Origin of the sequence: Mesorhizobium sp. M0243, from assembly GCF_040321775.1 — a bacterium.
In the GTDB taxonomy this organism is placed as follows: Bacteria; Pseudomonadota; Alphaproteobacteria; order Rhizobiales; family Rhizobiaceae; genus Mesorhizobium.
On sequence record NZ_JAMYSF010000007.1, the window covers coordinates 110,518 to 124,626 of the forward strand.

A 14,109-nucleotide genomic window follows, 5' to 3' on the forward strand; every position below is an offset into this window, starting at 1 on the left:
TCTCCTTCACGTTGATGGTTAATTCAAGGTGATGAAGCTTCCGTTATCGAGTTCGACGGCTGAAGAGGTTCCGGCCATAGCCCACCAAAGAGCGGGAGAGCTATGGCCGAATTCTAAACACCGGAGCTACCTTCTCCGGCAATAGCATTCAGAGGCCGTTGTCCTTCAGCACCTGGGCAGCGTTTTCCTTGGTGATCTTCTCGGTCGGCAGAGTGATGGTCTTTTCGACCTTCTCGCCGTTGAGGAACTTGATCGCCTGGCGCAGGCCTTCGGCGCCGGGAGTGACATAGGTGAAGGTCGCCGTCAGCTCGCCCTTGTTCACCATCTGCACGCCTTCATTGGGCAGGCCGTCGATGCCGATGAACTTGATGTCCTTCTCGCGGCCGACATCCTTGGCGGCGAGATAGGCGCCATAGGCCATCGGGTCGTTGTGGCCGTAAACGAGATCGATCTTCTCGTTGCTCTTCAGCGCGTTGGCCATCAGATTGTAGGCCTGGTCCTGCTTCCAGTCGCCCGATTGCTGGTCGAGCAGATATTTGATGCCCGGTTCCTTGTCGGTGAATTCATGGAAACCGTCATGGCGGTCATGCGCCGGCTGGGTGCCCATGCCGCCCCAGATCTCGACGACGTTGCCTGCAGCCTTGCCCTTGCCGCCAAGCAGTTCGACGGCATATTCGCCGGCCGCGCGACCGATCAGCGCGTTGTCGCCGCCGACGAACTGCGTGTAGTCCTTGGTGTCGACATTGCGGTCGAGCACGAAGACCGGGATCTTGGCGTCGATCGCCTGCTGCACGACGCCGGTCAAGCCGGCAGATTCCTTCGGTGACACCAACAGCGCATCGACCTCCTGGCGGATCAGGTTCTCGACATCGGCGACCTGCTTTTCGGTCTTGTCCTCGCCGTCGGTGATGATCAGTTCGACCTCGGGATGCTTGGCGGCTTCGGCCAGGATGTCCTTGTTGAACTGCGCGCGCCAGGGCTCGATGGTCGTCACCTGCGAGAAGCCGATCTTCCACTTCTTGTCCTGGGCGAAGGCATTGCCGGTGGTCAGAAGCGCGGTGGTGGTCAGCAGCGCCGCGGTCAGGGCGGCAAGCTTCAGCATGTCACGTCGTTTCATTTTTTGTTTCCTCCGAGATTGAGAGACGGTGTCTCTTGCGACGGCCGCTTTGCCGCGGCCGTTTCCTTGTGCGCCGATTGCCCGCCGGGCAGGCGCAGATAGGCCAGGAGATCACCGGCATTGCGCTCCTGCACGAGCACGGTGCCGATGATGATCATCCCCTTCAGCACCAGCTGAAGGTTCGAATTGATGTTGTGGAGCTGCAGGATGTTGGAGAGCAGGCCGAAGATCAGCACGCCGCAGAACGTGCCGGTGAGACTGCCGCGGCCGCCCATCAGGCTGGTGCCGCCGATGACCACGGCGGCGATGGCATCGAGCTCCAGCCCGGCGCCGGCATCCGGCTTGCCTTGCCGGTACTGCGCGACATAGAGCACGGCGGCGATGCCGGCGAGCAGCCCGGAGACAGCATAGGTAGCGATCTTGACGCGGCCGGCGGCGATGCCGGAGAGGCGCGCCGCCTCCTCGTTGCCGCCGATGGCGTAGACATAGCGGCCGAACGGCGTGAAGCGCAGCACCGCGCCATAGATCAGGATGGCGCCGAGGAAGAACAGGCCCGGCATCGGGATGATGCCGAACACCAGCGAGCGCAGGATCTCGAAATCGGCGGTCGCGTTGGAGCCGGTATAGACCGGCAGCACCGCATTGTTCTGGCCGGCGGTCAGCCGTGCGATGCCGAGCGCCGTCACCATCATCGCCAAGGTGACGATGAAGGGTTGCAGCCGCCCGGCAACGATGATGAAGCCGTTGAGCGCGCCGAACAGCAAGCCGACGCATGGCGCCACCAGCAGCACGCCGAGCACGCCGAATTTCGGCTCGATCTGCGGCAGCAGAAACCACAGCGACAGGCAGCACAGGACCACGCCGACGACGGCGGGCGTGACCACCCCACGAATCCCGTCCAGCCTGATCTCGCGGAGGAGATCGGCGCCGGCGCGGGATTTTGCCAGGTTCTGGAAGATGAAACGGGTGACGACGAAACCGAGGCAAAGCGCCACCAAAGCGACGGTCGGCACGCCCAGCACGACGCCTGGTGTCACGCCTGGAACCGTCAGCAGCATGGCGCAGACCACCGAGCAGATAGCCATCAGCGAGCCGACGGAGAGATCGATGCCGCCGGTGATGATCACAGCCGTCATGCCGGTGGCGATCAGGCCGGTGGTCGACACCTGGCGCAGCACATCGAGCAGATTGCCGTAGGAGAGGAAGATGTTGTTGCCCTTCGAGCTCATCGGCGAGCCGAGCACGCCGATCAGGAAGATGGCGATCAGGCCCCAATAGAGCTTGGTTCGGGACAGGAGTTTCAGGGCAGTCATGCGGCTGGTCTCGATATGGTCCGGCGCGGGGCGGCGAGGCGCATGATGGCCTCCTCACTGGCCGCGTCGCGGGAAAGAATGCCTGTCTGGCGGCCATCGGCCATCACCAGGATGCGGTCGGAGAGGTGCAGCAGCTCCGGCAGTTCGGAGCTGATGACGGCGATGGCGAGGCCGTCGCGCGCCAGCCTGAAGATCAGGTCGTAGATCTCGCGCTTGGCGCCGACATCGATGCCGCGCGTCGGCTCGTCGAGCAGCAGCACCCTTGGCCTGGTTGCCAGCCACTTGCCGATGACGACCTTCTGCTGGTTGCCGCCCGACAACGTACCGGCGGGCTGATCGATGTCCCGGCAGCGGATGCCGAGGGCCTCGACCGCCTGCCGCGCCAGCCCCTGCTCGCCGGCCAGCGAGCGGATGCCGAAGCGGGCCAGCGAGCCGACCAGCGGCAGCGCGACATTGTCCGCGATCGAAGCCTGCAGATGCAACCCTTGCGTCTTGCGATCCTCGGTCACCAGCGCGATGCCCAGCCGCCTTGCATCGCGCGGCGAACGGATATCCATGCGCTGGCCGTCGATACGGATTTCGCCGCCGGTGCGGCCATCGCTCGAACCGAAGATCGCTTCCAGGATCTCGGTGCGGCCCGAACCCAGCAGCCCGCCAATGCCAAGGATTTCTCCAGCGGCAAGATCGAAGCCGACGCCGTCGATCACCGTGCGCCAGCCATGCGCATCGGGCTTCGACAGCGACAGGTTTTCGACCGAAAGCACGGTCATGCCAGTGGTGTTGCGCTCTTCCTGGGAGGAAGCAAGCAGGTTGCGGCCGACCATCGCCGAAATGATCGCATCTTCGTCGAGCCTGGCCATCGGCTCGGTCAGCACATGGCGTCCGTCGCGAAACACGGTGACGCGACCGGCCAGATGCACGACCTCGTCGATGCGGTGCGAGATGTAGACGATGGCGACTCCGCTGTCGGCAAGCTGGCGGATGATGCGGAACAGCCGCTGGCATTCGGCCGGCGACAGCGCCGAGGTCGGCTCGTCCATGATCAGGATGCGCGCCGACATCGACAGCGCCTTGGCGATCTCGACCAGTTGCTGCTCGCCGACACGCAAGGCGCCGACGCGGGCTTGCGGATCGAGTTCGATGCCGAGCCGCTGCAACAAAGCACCCGCCGCGCGGCTGCTTGCCTTGCGGTCGACGATCAGCCCTGCGATCAGCTTCTCGCGGCCGAGGAAGATGTTGTCGGCGACGCTGAGTTCGGGCACCAGGTTGAGTTCCTGATGAATGATGGCGATGCCGGCATCCTCGGCATCGCGCACTCCGGCGAAGCTGACGGGGCGGCCATCGACGCTGACCGTGCCTTCATAGCCGGTATAGACGCCGGAGAGGATTTTCATCAGCGTCGACTTGCCGGCGCCGTTCTCGCCCATCAAGGCATGAACCTCGCCGCGACGCAGCTCAAAGCCTACATCGACAAGCGCGGCGATGCCGCCGAAGCTCTTGGAAATGCGCTCGGCACTCAGAACGGTGTCCGACCGATCAGCCGCACCGTGCTGCGGGGAAAGGGAATTGCTCTCTTGCATGACAATGGCGGCCTCCCTTCCGTCGTCGTCAATTTCCCGCAAACGCTAATCTAAACGTTTCGATCATGTCAAGCCGATATAAGGTGCCGGGCGTTTGATGCAATTCGATTCTTGCTTAAAAGGACAGGATTCCGTACGTATTGGCCAGCAAGGGGTGGCGAAACGTTTCGAAAATGACAGCGTCAGGGCAAAAAAGACACCGCAAATCCACCGCGCCCACCATGCTTCATGTGGCTGAAGCGGCGCGTGTTTCTGTCGCCACCGTTTCGGCGCTGATCAATGGCACGGCGACGGTCAGCCCGGAGCTTAGCCAGCGCATCGAGCAGGCGATCCGCGATATCGGCTACAAGCGCAACGCGATCGCCCGCAGCCTGAAGATGGGCACGACCCGCACCATCGGACTGACCGTGCCGCACATCACCAACCCGTTCTTCACCGATGTCGTCTCGGTCATCCAGCAGGCCTTCGACCGGGCCGGCTATGCCGTCATGCTGTGCTGCACGGACGAGGATTTGAACACCCAGGACGACCAGATCAGGCTGCTGCTCGACCGCATGGTCGACGGGCTGATCGTGGCGCGCGTCGGCGACGGCGCGATCCTCAAGCGGATCGTCGACGACGCCAACGTGCCGGTCGTGCTGCTCGATCGTATCTGCAAAGGCGTCGACACCGATGCCGTGGTGCTGGACAACCAGCGCGCGGTGTTCGACGCCATCACCTATCTGATCAATCTCGGCCACCGGCGCATCGGTTACATCACCGGCACCTCGGACATCTCGCCGATGCATGACCGCATGGCGGGATATCGCGAGGCGCTTCACGCCGCCGGCCTGCCGATCGCCGAAGAACTGATCCGCTTCGGCAATTTCCATGAGATCGACGGCTATAACGAAACCATGCAGATGCTTTCCTCGCATGATCGGCCAAGTGCTATCTTCTCGGCCAACAACCCGATGGTGATCGGCACCATGAAGGCGATCCGCGACATCGGCCTGTCCTGCCCGGAAGACATTTCGGTCGCCTGCTTCGACGACTTTCCATGGTCCGACGTGTTCCAGCCGCAGTTGACCACGGTGGCCCAGCCGGTGCAGGCGATCGGAGAACAGGCGGCCAATCTGCTTCTCGACCGTCTCGCCGGCAACAGGGACGCGCCGCCGCGCAAGCTTTTGCTCAAGGGCCGGCTGATGATCCGCAATTCATGCCGTCCGCTCGGCGCGATTGCGCAGAGCGTGAGCGCGTAGCCTTCCCCCGGCGTAAGTCGTACCAGGATTTGTCAGGCCGCCTGCGACAAGGATTTGTGCGCCTCGGCCAGGATCTCGAACGATCGCACCCGCGCCGCATGATCAAAAATCTGCGCGGTGACCATCAGTTCGTCGGCGCCGGTGCGGCGCACGAAGGCATCGATGCCTTGCCGCACCGTTTCCGGGGAGCCTACGACGGCGCAGGACAATGCCTGGCCGAGCATTGTCTTTGCCATCGGATCGAGATCGCGGTCATAGTTCTCGACAGGTGGCGGCAGCCGGCCGGCCCGACCGGTGCGCAGATTGACGAAAGCCTGTTGCAGCGAGGTGAACAACAAACGGGCCTCCGCATCGGTGGGCGCGGCGAAGACATTGAGGCCGAGCATGACATGCGGCTTGTCGAGCTGCTCGGACGGCTGGAAGCGCGAGCGGTAGACATCCAGCGCGTGATCCAGCTCCGCCGGCGCGAAATGCGAAGCGAAGGCGTAGGGCAGGCCGAGCATGGCGGCGAGCTGCGCGCCGTAGAGGCTGGAGCCAAGAATCCAGACCGGCACGTCCTGGCCTTCGCCGGGCACGGCGCGGATACGCTGGCCTTCCTCAGCCGGCTGGAAATAGCCCATCAGCTCGACGACATCCTGAGGGAAATTGTCGACCCCGGCCTCGAGATTGCGGCGCAAGGCACGGGCGGTGCCCATGTCGGTGCCGGGCGCCCGGCCGATGCCGAGATCGATGCGGCCCGGATGCAAGGCGGCCAGCGTGCCGAACTGCTCGGCAATCACAAGCGGCGAATGGTTGGGCAGCATGATACCGCCGGCGCCGACGCGAATGGTCTTGGTGCCGCCGGCGACATGGGCAATGACGACGGCTGTGGCCGCGCTGGCGATACCCGGCATGTTGTGATGCTCGGCCAGCCAGAAACGCTTGTAGCCCAGGCGCTCGGCATGGCGGGCAAGATCGAGCGAGTTGGCCAGCGACTGCGAGGCATCGCTGCCTTCGACGATCGGCGACAGGTCGAGAACGGAAAGAGCGGTCATGGGTGGGATCCTGTGTCAGGACCGCATGTAGGAAGCATCCGGCGGCGCCGCAAATTCAAAAATATTGATCAGCCTTTGACAGCTTCGGGGTCGGCGATGTCGTCCTCCTCGACGACAATCGCGTGCTGCGCGGAGAGAAAATTGCCGACATGGCTGAGCCCGTCGAAATGATCGCAGAATACCTTGATGACGACCAGCAGCGGCACCGCCATCAGGGCGCCGACGAAGCCCCACAGCCATGACCAGAAGGCGATGGCGATCAAGATCGCCACGGCGTTGATCTCCAGGCGCCGGCCGACCACCATCGGCGTCACGAACTGGCCTTCGACGATGTCGCACAAGATCACGAAGGCCGGCGCCAGAAGCGCGTAGAAGATGGTATCGAAGCTGATCAACGCCATGACCGTGACAAGCGCAATGGTGATCAGCGCTCCGACATAGGGCAAGAAGTTGAGCAACGCCGCGGCGGCTCCCCAGACCAGCGGATTGGGCATGCCAAGCGCCCACAGACCGAGAGCGATGACTGTGCCAAGGCCGGCATTGATGATGGTGACGGTGAGCAGATAGTGCGAGATTTCGCGCTCGACGTCATAGACGACGCGCAGCGCCCGTTTCTTTTCGCTGAGGCGGGCGAAGGACTGGATGATCTTTTCATAAAACATCGTGCCGGAGGCGAGCAGGAACAGCGACAGCACGAAGATGATGGTCAGGCCTGTTCCCGCCGACAGGATGTTGCTGGCGGCCGCCGACAGGATGCCGGACTGCGCCACCGCCACCCTCTGAATGCCCGGCTCCTGCGAAGTCTGGGTCAGCTGTTCGATCTGATGCGAAATCTGCATGATCTTCTCGAGCGGGCGGCGCAATTGTGCCAGCCGTTCGGCAAGTTGCTGGCCTATCGAAGAGGTGTTGTTGATGAGGTCGATGATCGGTCCGCTGAGCAGGTAGCCTACGCTGGCAAAGATGCAGATCGACACCAGCACCAGAAGGGTCGCCGAAATCACTTCGGAGATGCCGTGCCTGCGCAGGAGCCTAACGATCGGCGTCAGCGTCAGCGCCAGCAGGAAAGCCAGAATGACCGGCATGAAGAAAGCGCGAGCGAAGTAGAGCGCATAGATGGCCATGAACAGGAAAATGCCGACGAGCAGCGAACGCATCAGATGCGTGTCGGCGCGGGCCGCAACGCGCGAATCCGATTCGTCGGCGACGGCGTGAGCCAAGGCAGCGGGTTCGGTTTTCATGCTCACCCTCGAGCCGGCGCCCTCGGCGATCGGCTATTGCCTGCATGAACGCAGAGTTATGGGCGCAGGTTCCATGAGCCGGCTTCCGGAATGAGGCCGCTCGCACCGGACTCCGGGTCAGGCGACCGGCGCTGCCGGTGCCGGCTCAGCTGTTTCCTTGCGTACGATTGGCGCCACCCTGGTGCCGTAGAGTTCGATCGCCTTCATGATCTTGGCATGCGGCATGGTGCCGATCGCCATTTGCAGCAGGAAGCGGTCGTTTTTGAAGATCCTGTGCTGGGCGACGATCTTTTCGGCGACCTGCTCGGGACTGCCGACGAACAAGGCACCGTTCGGGCCACGCGACTGGTCGAAATGCGCTTGGGATGTCGGACCCCAGCCGCGCTCGCGGCCGATGCGGTTCATGACTTCCGCCTGCGGGCCGTAAAAATCGTCGGCCGCCTGCTCGGTCGTCTCGGCGATGAAGCCGTGCACGTTGATGCTGGTGGCGAGGCCCGCGGGATCACTGCCGGCGCGCTTGGCGGCTTCGCGGTAGAGATCGAACAGCGGCGCGAAACGCGCCGGCTCGCCGCCAATGATGGCGAGCGCCAGCGGCAGGCCGAGCGCGCCAGCGCGGGCGGCAGACTGCGGCGTGCCGCCAATGGCGATCCAGACCGGCAGCCTGTCCTGGAAGGGCCGGGGATAAACGCCGCGATCGTTGATCGGCGCGCGCAGATTGCCCGACCAGGTGACCTTCACGCTGTCGCGGATGGCAAGCAGCAGATCGAGCTTTTCGGCGAACAGCTCGTCATAGTCCTCGAGGTTGTAACCGAACAGCGGGAAGGATTCGATGAACGAGCCACGCCCGGCCATGATCTCGGCGCGGCCGCCCGACAGAAGATCGAGCGTGGCGAATTGCTGGAAAACGCGTACCGGGTCGTCGGAGGACAGAACGGTGACCGCGCTGGTCAGCTTGATGCGCGTCGAACGCTCGGCCGCCGCGGCCAAGGCCACGACCGGTGCGGAGGCGGCATAGTCGGGCCGGTGATGCTCGCCGAGGCCGAAGACGTCGAGACCGACCTGATTGGCCAGCTCGACCTCCTCGATCAGGTTGCGCAGCCGCTCATGCGGGCCGATTGCGCCGGGGCCCGGCTGCGGGCTGACGTCGGCGAAGGTGTAGAGACCGAGTTCCATCTAATGTCATCCTGATGTTGGAATTTGCCGCTAGACGTAGCCATCCGCCAACCTCGCTGCCAGAGGGGCGACGGTGAACAGTGCATGTCGTTTTCGACTCTATCTCTTCGTCGCAATTCCCAAGGGAAAGCGCTGCGCGCTTTTCCCGGGAAAACCGCTTCACACTTCTCCTGGAATTGCTCCAAAGGCGTCTCCCGGCTGCAACAGCCGACAATTTCATGGCTGCCATGCCGTTTTGGCGCTTGAACTCTCGGTTTTCGCGCGTATGTAAGCGTCGCGAATTGACTTCAGGGAAGTGGACTTGGCTATCTACAGGGAAAAAGACGTTTTCGAGCGGCGCAACGCCGCAAACGAGGCAAAGAAGGCGCTCCTCGAGCGCTTCAAGGCAAAGCCGGCGGCGGATGATCCCGCAGTGCTGGCGCGGCAGGCTGAACGCAAGGCTATCCTTGCGGCTCGCGAAATCCGCGAGGCCGAAAAGGCCCGGCTGAAGCAGGAGAAGCTGGCACGCGAAGCGGTTGAGAAGGCCGAGCGCGAGGCAGCAGCCGAAGCGGCACGTATCGCCGCCGAGGAAGCTGCACAGGCTGAGGCCAAGATTCGGGAATCCGAAGAGAACGAGCGCATCGCCCGTTTTCTGGCCGATGAAGCCGAGCGCAAGGCCAAGCGTGACGCGCGTTATGCGGCACGCAAGCAGCGCACCGGCAGGACGCCGCCGGGCTTCTCGGCCCGCTAGCCTCCAGGCTACGAAGCAATCGGCTTCGAGAATCAGGGTCGCCTCGCAGCGGCCCTGATTGTGTTTGTCCCATGCATGTCGCCCATAAGTGGTCCCGGTTTTGGGAGGACGACATGCATAAAACAAGAAGCGCTATCGGTCAGGCGGCGAACTTCAATCCCATGATGCCGCAGACAATGAGCGCAATGCAGGCCAGCCTGATCGCGGTGGCTGGTTCGCCGAGCAGCCAGATGCCGAGCAGTGCCGTACCGACGGTGCCGATGCCGGTCCACACCGCATAGGCGGTGCCGACGGGCAGCGCCTTCAGCGCCAGGCCGAGCAGAGTGAGGCTGACGACCATCGAGGCAACGGTCAGCACGGTCGGCACCAGCTTCGAGAAGCCATCGGTGTATTTGAGGCCGATTGCCCAGCCGATCTCGAACAGGCCGGCGAAAAAGAGAAGAATCCACGACATCGACAACGCTCCATCAGAGCATCGGGCCGAAAAGCGATTTTCGGCGTCCGACGATCAGTCAAACAATGGCGGGTCGTCCCGTCCGGATTTTGGGGAAGCGCGAGGTCGTCCCCGCCACGCCAAGATAGGAATTTCGAGCGCTCGATCAACAACGACCGGCAACAGCGCTGCCGGTCGCAATCCCATTTCGAAGCAAATCGGCCGGACTTACTTGTCCTTGAGCTTCATCGCCTTCACCGGCGGCGCCTTCAGGGCCGGAGCCGGGGCGGGCTTCTTGGCGTCCTTCTTCGGCTTGCGGGCTTCCTTGCCTGCCTTCATCGCACCTTTAGCCATGATTCGTTCCTCCTGATGTGGGAAGCGAAGTGAAACAAGAGAACCGCCGGACTGCAAGGGGTTAGCGACTGCTGCCGCCGTCAGCGGCTCGCTTTCAACCGGTTTCTAATTTGCTCGTAAACCATGGCGGTCCATGCCATGGTTGTCTTCGCACTGCAGCATCAACCCGTGCCTCCGCCCGGTGATCGTCAGGCAGGCCGTCAGGACGACAATGCGAATTCACATCGGCTGCGAGATGAGCTTCGACTTTCCGCAGGAAACGCCGCTCATCGCAATGCTGAATGTCCACTATTCGCGTGCCTCCGATCTCGAGCGGCCGGATTTCCTGATCTCCAACCCGCCGGTGCCGATCGAAAGCTATCGCGACAGTTTCGGCAACTGGTGCAACCGGTTCGTCGCGCCACCCGGGCGTTTCACCTTCGGCACCGACGCGGTGATCCGCGATCCCGGCACTTTCGAGATGGGCGACCTGATGGCCTGGCAGCACGAGGTGCGCGATCTGCCGGCGGACACGCTGCTGTTTCTGCTGCCCAGCCGTTTTTGCGAAAGCGACCTTCTGGCTGATGAAGCGTGGCGGCTGTTCGGCAACACGCCGCTGGGCATTCCGCGCGTGCAGGCGGTCTGCGACTTCGTCCACAATCACATCGTCTTCAACTACGGCAATGCTCGGCCGACACGCACCGCCGCGGAATCCTATCGCGAACAGAGCGGCGTGTGCCGCGACTATGCGCATCTCGCGGTCACCTTCTGCCGGGCACTCAACATCCCGACGCGCTATTGCACCGGCTACATCAGCGACATCGGTATGCCGAAACCATGGGCGAGCATGGATTTCTGCGCCTGGATGGAAGTCTATCTCGGCGGCCGCTGGCATGTCTTCGACCCGCGCAACAATGCACCGCGCATCGGCCGCATCCTGATCGCCTCCGGCCGCGACGCCGCCGACGTTCCGTTGACCCATATATTCGGGCCGGGAACGCTTGCCGGCTTCAAGGTGTGGACCAGCGAGATCATCGAGTAGTCGTTCTGCCTACCAGTCTCTAACGACAGACCTCTTTAACGACCGCCGTTTTTGAACGAGCCAGCGGTTCACACGTTGTGGTGGCTGTGGAGCTTCTTCCATCTGACCATTAGACTGGGTGTGCATCGAATGGGGACAGCACCATGGCCGGGCACGGCGGCTCAAAAAAGGTGATCTACGCGGCGCTCGCCGGCAATTTCGCCATCGCGCTGACCAAGTTCGCCGCCGCCGCCTTTACCGGCAGTTCGGCGATGCTGTCGGAGGGCGTGCATTCGCTGGTCGATACCGGCAATGGCGGCCTGCTGCTCTACGGCATGCACCGTGCCGCCCGCCCGGCCGACCGGACGCATCCCCTCGGTCACGGCCGGGAACTCTACTTCTGGAGCTTCATCGTCGCGCTCCTCGTCTTCGCGCTGGGCGCCGGCGTGTCGTTCTACGAAGGCGTGATCCATATGATGGCGCCGGAGCCGGTCGCCAACGCCGAGGTGACCTACATCGTGCTCGGCCTTTCCTTCCTGTTCGAAGGCAGTTCGTGGTGGGTGGCGCTGAAAGAGTTCCGCCAGCAGAAGGGCAAGCAGGGCTGGCTGCGGGCGGTGCAGTCGAGCAAGGACCCGAGCGTCTACACCGTGCTGTTCGAGGACAGCGCAGCACTTCTCGGCCTGATCGTCGCGTTCGCCGGCATCCTGGCGGCGGAAGTTCTGGGGATGCCGGAACTCGACGGCGCCGCCTCCATCGGCATTGGGCTGATCCTGGGCGCGACGGCAATCTTCCTGGCCCGCGAAAGCAAGGGCCTGCTGATCGGCGAGCCGGCCTCTCTCGAGGTGCAGATGAAGGTGCTGGCGATCGCCCAGCAGGATCCGGCGGTGCAGCGGGCGAACGGCGTCCTGACCGTCCATATGGGGCCGGCAGAGATCGTCGCCGGCCTGAGCATCGAGTTCGAGGACCATTTGACGGCGCCCGAGATCGAAGCTTGCGTCGAGCGCCTGGAGGCGCAGCTGAAGAAGGAGATGCCGGAGATCACACGGCTGTTCGTCAAGCCGCAGACGTCAGGCACCTGGGAGCAGCGGCGCAGGCTGATCGAGAACGCATCCGATCCGGCTCTGGACTAGCGCTGCGCCATTGCCTCACGGTCTTCCCCCGCTAGGATTAAAGGGACTTTGGAGGAGCGAAGATGAAAATCGACGGCGGCTGCCATTGTGGCGCCATCACCTACGAGGCGGAGGTCGACCCGGAGAACACCGGAATCTGCCACTGCACCGATTGCCAACAACTGACCGGAACGGCTTTTCGCGTGACCGTGGGCGCGCCGGAAGGCCACTACCGGATCACCAAGGGTGCGCCAAAGGTCTATATCAAGACAGGATCGAGCGGCGACAAGCGCGCGCAGGGCTTTTGCGGCGAGTGCGGCTCGCATCTCTACGCGACATCGGTTGGCGACGGGCCGAAGGTTTATGGCATCCGGGTCGGCACGGCGCGGCAACGTGAACAGCTGGTCCCGAGACGGCAAAGCTGGCACCGCTCGGCGCTGCCCTGGTTGCCGGAATTCCCGGGTATGACGACCAAGGAAGAGCAGTAGGGCGGATCCGGCGCTGCTGCTCAGTCGTCGCCTTCGACGACCCTCAGCCTGAGCTGCCCGGTTTTCGAATCGGCAACGCGCGCGCCAGTATCGACTTTCGCGGCGGGAGCCCGTGACGCTGCGTCCGCGGCGGCATCGCCGTCGGGCTGCGCGCCGAACTCCAGCGCTTCGATCTTCTGGCCGCGCTTGGTGACCTTCGACGTCGAAACCAGGATGTCGTCGATGTCCTTGGCCGACTGGCCGAAATGGACCTGCAGCTTGCGCACCCGCTCATCGACACGCGCGACATCCTCCATCAGCCGAATGACCTCGCCCTGGATCAGATGCGCCTGTTCGCGCATGCGGGCATCCTTGAGGATCGCCTGGATGACCTGGATCGACAGCATCAGCAGCGACGGCGAGACGATGACGATTCGGGCACGGTGCGCCTTATGGACGATCGCCTCGAAATTCTCGTGGATCTCGGCGAACACCGATTCCGACGGCACGAACATGAAGGCCGTGTCCTGCGTCTCGCCCTGGATCAGGTATTTTTCCGAGATATCGCGGACATGGATCTCGATGTCGCGGCGGAAGGCCTGCGAGGCGGCCTTCTGCAGGTCGGCGCCGTCGGCGGCGCGGATGGCATTCCAGGCCTCGAGCGGAAACTTGGCGTCGATGGCCAGCGACGGCGCGCCGTTCGGCATCTTCACCAGGCAGTCGGGACGGCTGCCGTTCGACAGCGTCGCCTGGAATTCATAGGCGCCATGCGGCAGGCCGTCGGCAACGATCGCCTCCATGCGCGACTGGCCGAAAGCACCGCGCGTCTGCTTGTTGGAGAGGATCGCCTGCAGCTGCACGACCTGGCCGGCGAGCGATTGGATGTTGCCCTGCGCGACATCGATGATAGCCAGCCGCTCCTGCAACTTGGCCAGGCTCTCATGCGTGGATTTCGTCTGCTCGGTCATGGTCTGGCCGAGCCGGCCGGTCATGGCGTCCAGGCGCTGGCCGATCGATTGCGTCAGCTCCGCCTGCCGTGCGCCGAACACTTCCGCAATGGCGCCCATGCGACCCTGCATTTCGGCCTGGCTTTGCAGAATTCCGGCCATCCGCGCCTCGGCATCGCGGGCATGATCGGCGGCTTCCGCAGCCGCCACGGCGCGCGCCTTCGCCGACCGCCACAGCGCAACGACCAGCGCCACGAACAGGGCCAGAAACAGCAAAGCGCCGAAGGCCAGCGCATGGCCGAGCGTGATGGTTGTGGCGCCAAGCCGGGCGACAGGCTCCGAAAGGATGGTGCTCAAATCATTCATGTGGACA

The 14,109-nt window shown here is 63.4% G+C and carries 14 protein-coding genes; 5 read left to right on the forward strand and 9 right to left on the reverse strand.

The window, feature by feature from the left end; genetic code table 11:
* Nucleotides 1-148: 148 nt before the first annotated feature.
* From NKJ11_RS11685 to NKJ11_RS11695, 3 genes are read right to left on the reverse strand one after another with little or no spacing between them, the layout of a single operon-like run.
* The gene (locus NKJ11_RS11685; protein ID WP_023810744.1) at nucleotides 149-1,117 is read right to left on the reverse strand and encodes a substrate-binding domain-containing protein; all 969 of its coding nucleotides are present in this window, start codon (nucleotides 1,115-1,117) and stop codon (nucleotides 149-151) included.
* Nucleotides 1,114-2,430 carry an ABC transporter permease gene (locus tag NKJ11_RS11690; RefSeq protein WP_352610963.1) on the reverse strand — a complete coding sequence of 439 codons (1,317 nt, stop codon included), beginning with the start codon at nucleotides 2,428-2,430 and terminating at the stop codon, nucleotides 1,114-1,116. The genes NKJ11_RS11685 and NKJ11_RS11690 overlap by 4 nt, the downstream gene beginning before the upstream one ends.
* Nucleotides 2,427-4,010, reverse strand: a complete 1,584-nt coding sequence (locus NKJ11_RS11695; RefSeq protein WP_352610962.1) for a sugar ABC transporter ATP-binding protein — start codon at nucleotides 4,008-4,010, stop codon at nucleotides 2,427-2,429. Before NKJ11_RS11695 ends, NKJ11_RS11690 begins: the two co-directional genes overlap by 4 nt.
* A 221-nt stretch (nucleotides 4,011-4,231) precedes the next feature.
* On the opposite strand from NKJ11_RS11695, the gene NKJ11_RS11700 reads away from it, so the two are divergent.
* Nucleotides 4,232-5,251 carry a LacI family DNA-binding transcriptional regulator gene (locus NKJ11_RS11700; RefSeq protein ID WP_023810747.1) on the forward strand — a complete coding sequence of 340 codons (1,020 nt, stop codon included), beginning with the start codon at nucleotides 4,232-4,234 and terminating at the stop codon, nucleotides 5,249-5,251.
* 32 nt (nucleotides 5,252-5,283) lie between these two features.
* On the opposite strand, the gene NKJ11_RS11705 is transcribed toward NKJ11_RS11700, so the two are convergent.
* From NKJ11_RS11705 to NKJ11_RS11715, 3 genes are all read right to left on the reverse strand, one after another.
* Nucleotides 5,284-6,285: an LLM class flavin-dependent oxidoreductase gene (locus NKJ11_RS11705; protein ID WP_023810748.1), complete on the reverse strand. Its 1,002-nt coding sequence runs from the start codon at nucleotides 6,283-6,285 to the stop codon at nucleotides 5,284-5,286.
* Between the two features lie 68 nt (nucleotides 6,286-6,353).
* Complete coding sequence (locus NKJ11_RS11710; protein WP_352610961.1) at nucleotides 6,354-7,523, reverse strand: AI-2E family transporter; 1,170 nt, start codon at nucleotides 7,521-7,523, stop codon at nucleotides 6,354-6,356.
* A 117-nt stretch (nucleotides 7,524-7,640) separates the two neighbouring features.
* Complete coding sequence (locus NKJ11_RS11715; protein WP_352793367.1) at nucleotides 7,641-8,696, reverse strand: LLM class flavin-dependent oxidoreductase; 1,056 nt, start codon at nucleotides 8,694-8,696, stop codon at nucleotides 7,641-7,643.
* Nucleotides 8,697-8,997: 301 nt separating this feature from the next.
* Between NKJ11_RS11715 and NKJ11_RS11720 the strand changes: the two genes are divergently transcribed.
* On the forward strand, nucleotides 8,998-9,426 hold the full coding sequence (locus NKJ11_RS11720; protein WP_023761392.1) for a DUF6481 family protein: 429 nt from the start codon (nucleotides 8,998-9,000) through the stop codon (nucleotides 9,424-9,426).
* Between the two features lie 139 nt (nucleotides 9,427-9,565).
* Here the strand turns inward: NKJ11_RS11720 and sugE are convergent, their stop codons facing one another.
* Both sugE and NKJ11_RS11730 read right to left on the reverse strand, forming a co-directional pair.
* On the reverse strand, nucleotides 9,566-9,880 hold the full coding sequence (gene sugE / locus NKJ11_RS11725) for a quaternary ammonium compound efflux SMR transporter SugE (protein ID WP_013528463.1): 315 nt from the start codon (nucleotides 9,878-9,880) through the stop codon (nucleotides 9,566-9,568).
* Nucleotides 9,881-10,087: 207 nt separating this feature from the next.
* Nucleotides 10,088-10,213: a hypothetical protein gene (locus NKJ11_RS11730; protein WP_013528464.1), complete on the reverse strand. Its 126-nt coding sequence runs from the start codon at nucleotides 10,211-10,213 to the stop codon at nucleotides 10,088-10,090.
* Between the two features lie 211 nt (nucleotides 10,214-10,424).
* On the opposite strand from NKJ11_RS11730, the gene NKJ11_RS11735 reads away from it, so the two are divergent.
* The 3 genes from NKJ11_RS11735 to NKJ11_RS11745 all read left to right on the forward strand — a co-directional run bounded on the left by NKJ11_RS11735 (nucleotide 10,425) and on the right by NKJ11_RS11745 (nucleotide 12,810).
* A complete protein-coding gene (locus NKJ11_RS11735; RefSeq protein ID WP_352793368.1) occupies nucleotides 10,425-11,234 on the forward strand; it encodes a transglutaminase-like domain-containing protein in 810 nt (269 codons plus the stop codon).
* 143 nt (nucleotides 11,235-11,377) lie between these two features.
* Nucleotides 11,378-12,343, forward strand: coding sequence for a cation diffusion facilitator family transporter (locus NKJ11_RS11740; protein WP_352793370.1), 966 nt, complete (start codon nucleotides 11,378-11,380; stop codon nucleotides 12,341-12,343).
* 62 nt (nucleotides 12,344-12,405) lie between these two features.
* A complete protein-coding gene (locus NKJ11_RS11745) occupies nucleotides 12,406-12,810 on the forward strand; it encodes a GFA family protein (protein WP_023810754.1) in 405 nt (134 codons plus the stop codon).
* A 20-nt stretch (nucleotides 12,811-12,830) separates the two neighbouring features.
* Here the strand turns inward: NKJ11_RS11745 and NKJ11_RS11750 are convergent, their stop codons facing one another.
* Nucleotides 12,831-14,102, reverse strand: coding sequence for a DNA recombination protein RmuC (locus NKJ11_RS11750; RefSeq protein WP_128304190.1), 1,272 nt, complete (start codon nucleotides 14,100-14,102; stop codon nucleotides 12,831-12,833).
* Nucleotides 14,103-14,109 lie beyond the last annotated feature (7 nt).

Excerpts from the sequence above, each read along its gene's own strand:
- sugE (WP_013528463.1), bottom strand. The coding sequence starts at position 9,880 with ATGTCGTGGATTCTTCTCTTTTTCGCCGGCCTGTTCGAGATCGGCTGG.
- NKJ11_RS11745 (WP_023810754.1), top strand. The coding sequence starts at position 12,406 with ATGAAAATCGACGGCGGCTGCCATTGTGGCGCCATCACCTACGAGGCG.
- NKJ11_RS11750 (WP_128304190.1), bottom strand. The coding sequence starts at position 14,102 with ATGAATGATTTGAGCACCATCCTTTCGGAGCCTGTCGCCCGGCTTGGC.
- NKJ11_RS11690 (WP_352610963.1), bottom strand. The coding sequence starts at position 2,430 with ATGACTGCCCTGAAACTCCTGTCCCGAACCAAGCTCTATTGGGGCCTG.
- NKJ11_RS11700 (WP_023810747.1), top strand. The coding sequence starts at position 4,232 with ATGCTTCATGTGGCTGAAGCGGCGCGTGTTTCTGTCGCCACCGTTTCG.
- NKJ11_RS11740 (WP_352793370.1), top strand. The coding sequence starts at position 11,378 with ATGGCCGGGCACGGCGGCTCAAAAAAGGTGATCTACGCGGCGCTCGCC.
- NKJ11_RS11715 (WP_352793367.1), bottom strand. The coding sequence starts at position 8,696 with ATGGAACTCGGTCTCTACACCTTCGCCGACGTCAGCCCGCAGCCGGGC.
- NKJ11_RS11710 (WP_352610961.1), bottom strand. The coding sequence starts at position 7,523 with ATGAAAACCGAACCCGCTGCCTTGGCTCACGCCGTCGCCGACGAATCG.
- NKJ11_RS11695 (WP_352610962.1), bottom strand. The coding sequence starts at position 4,010 with ATGCAAGAGAGCAATTCCCTTTCCCCGCAGCACGGTGCGGCTGATCGG.
- NKJ11_RS11730 (WP_013528464.1), bottom strand. The coding sequence starts at position 10,213 with ATGGCTAAAGGTGCGATGAAGGCAGGCAAGGAAGCCCGCAAGCCGAAG.
- NKJ11_RS11735 (WP_352793368.1), top strand. The coding sequence starts at position 10,425 with ATGCGAATTCACATCGGCTGCGAGATGAGCTTCGACTTTCCGCAGGAA.
- NKJ11_RS11705 (WP_023810748.1), bottom strand. The coding sequence starts at position 6,285 with ATGACCGCTCTTTCCGTTCTCGACCTGTCGCCGATCGTCGAAGGCAGC.
- NKJ11_RS11685 (WP_023810744.1), bottom strand. The coding sequence starts at position 1,117 with ATGAAACGACGTGACATGCTGAAGCTTGCCGCCCTGACCGCGGCGCTG.